Consider the following 1,923-nt stretch of genomic DNA (forward strand, 5'->3'; position numbering starts at 1 on the left):
CTGCGAAAGAGCAAGAGTGGGGCATCGCTGCAATGTTTCGTACGGCAAGTATTCCTTACGACACGTCAGGTGGCGACCAAACGGTTAGCTCTTTTGTTCCAATGCTATTTTTCAAGAACGACTATGTGTTCATTGATGGAACTGAGATGGGTGCTTACCTTTATCAACCCGATGACGAGAAATGGTCTCTTAATGCTATCTCTCGCATGCGCTTTATTGATATCCCTGCTTCTGAGCAGAATGAAATTGAAGGTGATACGGCTGACTTTGGTGCTCAACTGACTTACCAACTTGATGGGCCTTGGTCTGTCGAAACGGAGTTTATGAGTGACAGTGAATACAACTTCCACGGTAACTTACGAGCGAAAGCCAAGTATGAAACCGGAGACTGGGAGCTCACTCCGCGTGCGACACTGCGTTATAAAAGTGCGGATTTCAACAGCGAGTATTACTCAGCAGCGAGTGAAACCATCGGCGCAGGTGTGGACCTGAATGTCGGTGTAGAAGCCCGTTACCATGTGTTTTCGAACTTGTATTTATTGGGTTCAACCAGTGTGACTCGACTGGATGATAACGCCTATGACTCGTCGATTGTCGAAGACCGTTATCAAGGCGAACTTTACCTTGGTTTTGGCTTTTTCAACGATAAAACCAAAGCGCCAAAACCTAAGCTGAGCAATGCGCCGTATTTACGTGTCGCACACGGCTGGGCGACGCCATCGAATATTGGCGACATCATGAAGTTCAACAGAGAGAAAGACGAATACAACAACCAGTTGACCTCATTCTTCTATGGCCACCCGTTAACCGATGAGATCTTCGGTTTCCCATTGGACATCTACTTAACGCCAGGTATCGCGCATCACTGGAGTTCAGATGTTCAGTCAAGCAGCACCGAATACATTGTCGCAATTAAAGCGTATTACACTTTCGACTGGCCAACTCAATGGCGTGTTGGTGTGGCAGAAGGTATGTCTTACATCGATTCGCTGACTTACATCGAAGCGAAAGAGATGAAAGAGAAGGGTTATAACGGGAGCCACTTGCTTAATTATCTCGACTTTTCGTTCGACGTAAACGTAGGTGATTTAATGAGTAAGAATGACCTGAACAACTTATGGTTCGGCTATTCGTTGCATCACCGCTCTGCTATTTTTGAAAACGCCTCTCAGTTTGGTCGAATCAAAGGCGGCAGTAACTACAACACGGTTTATCTACAGTACGAGTTTTAAGCGCGTTTTTTAGCAGGCAGTTTATAACAGGCGTTTTTAGCGTTTAGTTTTTAACTGTGATTTTTGAAACATTCGGTTTGCGTTCGTCACGCTTCCATCGCTTTTACTAACGTGAGAGTGACTAATCAGCCTGATAGCAAAAGGTTTTCCCTTTGTTGTCAGGCTTTTTTGTTTGAGACTTGTGATATAATCGCGCGAGTTTAATAAGTACAAGAATAGGACACGCTTTGACTTCGTCTCCGGAAAAAGCAGATAACAACAAGAATGCAGCACAGCCAAGTTCTCCACAGAACGAAGCGAAATCAAATAAGCCTGCATCGAACCGACCTGCTAAACAATTAAATGCTGAACAAGCAAATGCCAAGAAAGCTGAACAGTCAGCGACAAAGACAAAATCATCTCAGAATAGCCCAGTATCTATTCGTAAAGCGCTCCACGAATGTATGATGCGTGATCGCTTCCGTTTGAGTAAGCGAATTACTGGCGCGAGTAAAATCAAGAACGAACAATCTAAGCACGCTGTCTTCGATGAGATTGCGTTAGATATTGCCAAGTCAATGATGACGGCAACTCAGCGTGCTGCGCAGAAACCAACCATCGAATACCCAGAGATTCTCCCAGTAAGCCAAAAGCGCGATGATATTGCGAAAGCCATTGCTGAAAACCAAGTAGTTATCGTGGCGGGTGAAAC

1 protein-coding gene and 1 pseudogene are annotated in these 1,923 nt (G+C 45.0%); both read left to right on the plus strand.

Annotated elements, in window-relative coordinates:
* Positions 1-1,232: MipA/OmpV family protein (locus AB4653_RS16180; protein WP_372104716.1), on the plus strand; the 1,232-nt coding region annotated here is incomplete at its 5' end.
* Positions 1,233-1,459: 227 nt separating this feature from the next.
* A pseudogene (locus tag AB4653_RS16185) lies at positions 1,460-1,923 on the plus strand (ATP-dependent RNA helicase HrpA); the annotation flags it as partial.

This window comes from Vibrio sp. 10N.222.48.A3 (assembly GCF_041475345.1).
GTDB lineage: Bacteria > Pseudomonadota > Gammaproteobacteria > Enterobacterales > Vibrionaceae > Vibrio > Vibrio tasmaniensis_A.